2 protein-coding genes are annotated in these 7,131 nt (G+C 72.4%); both read left to right on the top strand.

Annotation, left to right across the window (positions count from 1 at the left end):
* The coding region (locus IH13_RS39290) for a type I polyketide synthase (RefSeq protein ID WP_158791481.1) at positions 1-5,062 on the top strand (5,062 nt) is incomplete at its 5' end.
* Positions 5,007-7,131, top strand: a 2,125-nt coding sequence (locus IH13_RS39960; protein WP_158791479.1) for a type I polyketide synthase, incomplete at its 3' end; no start/stop codon positions are given. The genes IH13_RS39290 and IH13_RS39960, both read left to right, overlap by 56 nt.

Genomic DNA, 7,131 nt, shown 5'->3' with positions numbered 1-7,131 from the left:
GGCCCTGTTCGCCGGCTCCGGAGCTCAGCACGTCGACCTGCCGACGTACCCCTTCCAGCATCAGAAGTTCTGGCCCGAAGCGCAGACGGCCTCCGTCTCGTCCCGCGAAGGCGATCCGCTGGACGCCCGGTTCTGGGACGTCGTCGAACGCGGCGACGCGGATGCACTGGCGGCCGATCTGGAGCTGGACGGCGCCTCGCGCTCAGCGCTGGGCACGGTGCTGCCGGCCATGTCCTCCTGGCGACGCCGGCAACGGGACGAGTCGACCGTGGATTCTTGGCGCTACCGGGTGACCTGGCAGCCGCTGACCGCCCTGCCGACCGCTTCCCTGTCCGGGACCTGGCTGCTCGTCGTACCTGAGTCAGATGCCGGCAACGAGACCGTGCACGAGACCGTGGGCGGACTGACACGCCACGGTGCCGACGTCTCGGTGTTCACCGTTCCGGCAGGAGCGGACCGCGAGTCGCTTGCCGCGCAGCTGGCCGGCGTGCCCGATCCGTCCGGGATCGTCTCCCTGCTGTCGATTCTCGCGGGGCCCGACCCGGAGCACCCGGTGATCCCGGCGGGACTCGCCGCCGACGTCGAACTCGTCAAGGCACTCGGTGACGCGGGCCGGTCCGCCCCCCTGTGGTGCCTCACCCGAAGCGCGGTCTCCGTCGGCCGCTCCGACGGCACGGTCCACACAGGCCAGGCGATGCACTGGGGCTTCGGCCGAGTGGTCGCGCTGGAGCACCCCGACCGGTGGGGCGGTCTCATCGACCTGCCTGCAATCCTGGACGACCGCGCCTGGACCCGCATCTGTGGCGTACTGACCGGCGACGCCGAGGACCAGGTCGCGGTACGGGCGTCGGGCGCCTTCGGCCGCCGACTGCAACGCGGCCGCTCGGCTCCGGGCACGGCAGGGAAGAAGTGGACCCCGCAGGGCACCGTACTGATCACTGGTGGTACCGGCGCCCTCGGTTCGTTCATCGCCCGCAGGCTCATCGGTGAGGGTGCCGAGCACGTCGTACTCACCAGCCGCCGAGGTGCCGACGCTCCCGGCGCGCCGGACCTGAAGGAAGAACTGACGGCCCTGGGCGCCCGGGTGACACTTGCCGCGTGCGACGTCGCCGACCGTGACGCGCTCGCCGCGACGGTGCGTGCGCTGCGCGATGCGGGTGACCGGGTCACGGCCGTCGTGCACGCCGCGGGTGTCGGCCAGCTCAGCGTCATCACCGAGACGAGCCCCGCCGAATACGCCGCTGTGCTCCAAGCGAAGGTCCTCGGCGCGGCCCACCTGCACGAGGTCTTCGGCGACGAGCAGCTCGACGCGTTCATCCTGTTCTCCTCGATCTCCGGCGTCTGGGGCAGTGGCGGCCAGGGCGCGTACGGCGCGGCCAACGCCTACCTCGACGCCCTCGCCCAGCAGCGGAAGGCCGCCGGGCTGGCGGCCACCGCGATGTCGTGGGGTGCCTGGGGCGGCGGCGGTATGGCCAGGGGATCGGCGGAGGAGATCCTGAACAGGCGCGGTCTGCCGGCGATGGACCCGCAGCTGGCCATCGACGCGATGCAGGAAGCGGTGGCCTCCGGCGAGACGATGCTGACCGTGGCGGACGTGCGGTGGGAGCGGTTCGCGCCCACGTTCACCGTGACCCGGCCCAGCCCTCTCCTGGAGAACCTGCCGGAGGTACGCCGTGTGCTGGCGGAGGCGGCCGAGACCGAGGCTGCGGGAATGGGCGATCTCTCCGCGTTCCAGCAGCGTCTCGCCGAGCTGCCGGAGAACGAACGCCCTGCCTTCGTAATGGAGTTGGTGCGGGGCGAGGCCGCTTCCGTGCTCGGCTTCACCGACGCGGCGGCGGTGGACGCCAACCGCGCGTTCCGCGAGCTGGGCTTCGACTCGCTGACCGCCGTGGAGGTGCGCAACCGGCTCAACGGTGCCACCGGACTGCGGCTGCCCACCACCGTGGTCTTCGACTACCCGACCGCGGGAGCACTGGCCGGGCACCTCCTCGCCGAGTCCTCCGGCCAGGGCGACGAGTCGGTCACCGGTTCCCCTGCCGTCACCGTCCTCGACGACGACCCCATCGTGATCGTGGGTATGGGCTGCCGCTTCCCCGGGGACGTCCGGACGCCGGAACAGCTCTGGGACCTCGCGGTCACCGGTACCGACGCGATCTCGGGTTTCCCCGTCGACCGGGGCTGGGGGCGTGGTGCCGACGACGGAAGCGCTCCGGCGTTCACGCCCGCCGGTGGTTTCCTCCACGGGGCCGGCGGGTTCGACGCCGACTTCTTCGGCATATCGCCGCGTGAGGCACTGGCCATGGACCCGCAGCAGCGACTGCTGCTGGAGACGTCGTGGGAGGCGTTCGAACGCGCCGGTATCGCACCGGCGTCCGCGCGGGGGACCCGCACCGGTGTCTTCGTCGGCGCCTCCTCGCAGGGATACGCCAGCGATGTCCACCAGCCGCCGGAGGGCGTCGAGGGCTATCTGCTGACGGGGACCGCCACCGCGGTCCTCTCCGGCCGGATCGCGTACTCGCTCGGGCTCGAGGGCCCCGCCGTCACCATCGACACCGCGTGTTCGTCCTCCATGGTGGCCCTGCACCTCGCCGCGCAGTCCCTCGGCCAGGGCGAGTGCTCGATGGCCCTGGTGGGCGGCGCCGCGGTGATGGCCACCCCGGCCGTGTTCGCCGAGTTCAGCAGGCAGGGCGGACTGTCCTCCAGCGGCCGCTGCAAGGCGTTCGCCGAGGCGGCGGACGGCACAGGCTGGGGCGAAGGCGTCGGCATCCTGCTGCTGGAGCGCCGGTCCGACGCCGAACGCAACGGCCACCGGATCCTGGCAGTCGTCAGGGGCAGTGCCATCAACCAGGACGGTGCGAGCAACGGCCTCAGCGCCCCCAACGGCCCCGCACAGCGACGCGTCATCCGGCAGGCACTCGCCAACGCCGGTCTGACAGCCGACCGGATCGACGCCGTGGAGGCGCACGGCACGGGCACGACACTCGGCGACCCCATAGAGGCGCAGGCCGTGCTGTCGACGTACGGACAGGACCGCCCGGCTGACCGGCCCCTGCTGCTCGGCTCCCTGAAGTCCAACATCGGCCACACCCAGGCCGCCGCCGGAGTCGCAGGAATCATCAAGATGGTGATGGCCCTGCGCCACGGGGTGCTGCCGCAGACACTGCACGTCGACGAGCCGTCCACCCACGTCGACTGGTCCTCCGGTGCCGTGGAGCTGCTCACAGAGCGGCGGGACTGGCCGGAGACCGGGCACCCCCGCAGGTGCGGCGTCTCTTCCTTCGGTGTCAGCGGTACGAACGCGCACGTCATCCTGGAGCAGGCACCGGAGCCGGCCGCCGCACCCCGCACGCCCGTCGTCGACGGACCGCTGCCTTGGACCGTGTCCGCACGCGACGAGGCGGCACTGAGCGCCCAGGCGGCACAGCTGCGCGACGCGGTACTCGCCGACCCGGACCTCGACCTCCTGGACGTCGCGCACACGCTGGCGACCGCCCGTTCCGTGCACGAACGGCGTGCGGTGATCGTCGCCGACGACAGGGAGGCCTTCCTCGACGGGCTCACCGCCCTCGCCGTCACCGGCACCGCCCCCGGACTCGTACGGGGGACGGAGACGCGCGGCAGGACAGCGGTGCTGTTCTCCGGCCAGGGGTCGCAGCGGTCCGGAATGGGACGCGAACTGTACGACGCGCATCCCACGTTCGCGGATGCCTTCGACGCGGTCTGCGCGCAGCTGGACCGCCACCTCGACCTGCCCGTCCGCGACGTGGTGTTCGACGGCGGTGAACTGCTGGACCGGACGCTGTACACCCAGTCAGGACTGTTCGCGCTCGAAGTGGCGCTCTACCGGCTCATGTCCTCGTGGGGCGTCGAACCCGACTACCTGCTCGGACACTCGGTCGGCGAGCTGTCCGCCGCCCACGTGGCGGGAGTGCTCTCGCTGGAGGACGCGGCGACGCTCGTCGCGGCACGGGGCCGGCTCATGGACGGGCTGCCCACAGGGGGCGCGATGGTCTCGCTCCAGGCGGCGGAGGGCGAGGTCCTGCCGCTGCTCACCGACGGTGTCGCGATCGCCGCGCTCAACGGGCCCCGGTCGACGGTCGTCTCGGGCGACGAAGCCGGCGTACTGGAGATCGCCGAGCACTTCGAGGCCCAGGGCCGCAAGACGAAGCGCCTGCGCGTCAGCCACGCCTTCCACTCCCCGCACATGGACGCCGTGCTCGGGGAGTTCCGTACGGTCGCCGAAGGCCTCACGTTCCACGAACCCACCCTCGCGGTCGTCTCCGACGTGACCGGGACCGTGCTGAGCGCCGAAGAGATCACGGACCCCGAGTACTGGGTGCGCCACGTGAGGGGGACGGTCCGCTTCCTGGACGGCGTACGCACCCTCCAGGAACAGGGGGTGACGGCCTACCTGGAGCTGGGCCCCGACGGTGTGCTCTCCGCGATGGCCCAGGACTGTGCCACCGACGGGGACGCGGTCTTCGTACCGGCGCTGCGTGCCGACCGCCCCGAGCCCCGGACCCTGCTGAACGCCCTCGCCGCACTCCACGTACGCGGCGCGTCCGTCGACTGGCCGCGGTACTTCGCAGGCAGCGAAGCCCGGAACATCACTCTGCCCACCTACGCCTTCCAGCACCGCAACTACTGGCTCCGGGGCGACGGCGCGGCAGGGGACGTACGCTCGGCAGGCCTCGACCCCGCCGACCACCCCCTGCTGGGTGCGGCGGTACAGATCGGTCACAGCGACGCCTACCTGTTCACCGGCCGTCTCGCGCTGGACAGCCACCCCTGGCTCGCCGACCACACCGTCCTGGGCACCGTGCTGGTGCCGGGTACCGCTTTCGTCGAACTGGCCGTCAAGGCCGGCGACGAAGTCGGCTGCGGCCACGTCGACGAACTCGTCATCGAGGCCCCGCTCGTCCTGCCCGACGAGGGAGCCGTCGCCCTCCAGCTTTGGGTGGGACCGGCCGACGCGTCCGGCCGCCGGACGCTGGAGATCCACTCGCGTGGCCTCGGCGGCCCCGAAGCCGCGTGGCTCCCTGTCGGCTGCCGAGAACCTTGACCTGCCGGCCGACCTCGCCGTCTGGCCCCCCGAAGGCGCCGTCGCCGTACCGGTCGAGGGTCTCTACGACCACCTCACGTCGATCGGGTACGCCTACGGGCCTGTCTTCCAGGGCCTGCGCTCCGCATGGCGGCACGGCGACGAGGTCTTCGCCGAGGTGGCACTGCCCGAGGCGACGGAGCCCGGGGCCGGCCGGTTCGGTCTGCATCCGGCCCTCCTCGACTCGGCCCTGCACGCCATGGGGCTCAGTACGTCGCACGACTCCACCGACGACGAGAGCGTGGGCCGCAACCGCCTCCCGTTCGCCTGGAACGGCGTGACGCTGTACGCGGCCGGCGCCGATGCCCTGCGCGTGCGGATCACCCCCAAGGACACCGACGGCGTCTCGCTGACCCTCGCCGGACCGTCCGGCGAACCGGTCGCCGCGATCGAGTCCCTGGTCCTGCGCACCGTCACGACCGCACAGCTCGACGGGGCACGGCGGGCCACGCACCACGACTCGCTGTTCCACCTCGGCTGGTCGGCCGCGCCCCTCTCCCTGGAGCTCCCGGACGCCCGTTGGGCGGTGCTCGGGGCGGACCACCTCGGGCTCGCCGAGGCGGGGGTCGGCATCGACGTCTTCCCCGGGACGGACGACCTCGCAGCCGCGCTCCTGCCGCCGGCCGTGCTGGTGTCCCTCGCGCCGCGGACGGCGGCCGAACCGACCGTGCAGCGCACCCACGACCGTACGGCGGAGGTCCTCGCCACCGTCCGGAACTGGCTGGGCGACGAGCGGTTCACCGACGTCCTGATGGTCGTCGCGACACGTGGAGCGGTCTCCCTCGACGGCGAGGACGTACCGGATCTCGCACAGACCGCGGTCTGGGGCATGCTGCGCTCCGTACAGTCGGAGGCACCCGGCAGGTTCGTCCTGGCCGACCTCGACGACACCGCCCTGTCGGCCCGCAACCTCGCCACCGCCGTGGCCACCGGAGAGCCCCAACTGGCTTTGAGGAACGGGCAGGTCCACATCCCAGGTCTGAACAGGGTGGAGGCCACCGAGCCCACCACAACCGGCGACGTCGACCCGGACGGAACGGTCCTGGTCACCGGAGCCGGCGGAGTGCTGGGCGGTCTCGTGGCGCGCCGTCTCGCCGAGCGCGGTGCGCGCCACATGCTGCTGGTCGGCCGCCGTGGTGCGGCCGCGCCGGGCGCCGGGGAACTGGCCGCGGAGCTCACGGAAGCGGGCGTGAACGTCGCTTTCGCGGCCTGCGACACCGCCGACCGGGAGGCCCTGGCGGGCGTCCTCGGCGGCATCCCCGCAGCGCACCCCCTGACCTCGGTCGTCCATGCAGCCGGAGTGGTGGACGACGGGGTCGTGGCGTCCCTGACCCCGCAGCGGCTCGCGGCCGTACTGCGGCCCAAGGTGGACGCCGCCTGGAACCTGCACGAGTTGACCGAGGCGTCGGACCTCGCGGAATTCATCCTCTTCTCCTCCGCCGCAGGCACCTTCGGCGGCCCTGGACAGGCCAACTACGCCGCTGCGAACGCCTTCCTGGACGGCCTCGCCCAGCACCGGCACGCGCGCGGCCTGCCGGCGACAGCCCTGGCCTGGGGGCCGTGGGCCGAAAGCGGCATGGCCGGCCGGATGGACGCCGCCGACATCGCCCGCATGGCCCGGTCAGGACTCGTACCACTGTCGCAGGAACAGGGCATCGCCCTGTTCGACCTCGCCCGCACGACCGGCCGGCCGACCCTCATGCCGGCCAGGCTGAGCACCGACACCGCGCAGATCCGAGCCGACGCGATGCCTCCGCTGCTGCGTGGTCTGATCCGCCTGCCCGCGAGGCGGACGGCGGAGAAGAGCGGCCGGACGGCCGAGAACGCCACCGCGCTCAAGGAGCGCCTCACCGCGGCGGGAGGAGCGGAACGCACCGGCATCCTGCTCGACATGCTGCGCACCGCGATGGCCGACGTACTGGGCCACAGTTCCGCTGCGGCCATCGTCGTCACCCGGGGCTTCCTCGAGACCGGCTTCGACTCGCTCACGGCTGTGGAGCTGCGCAACCGGCTCAACACCATGACCGGGC

Source organism: Streptomyces sp. NRRL WC-3549 (assembly GCF_000721935.1).
GTDB lineage: Bacteria > Actinomycetota > Actinomycetes > Streptomycetales > Streptomycetaceae > Streptomyces.
This window is presented reverse-complemented; position numbering and strand designations above follow the sequence as displayed.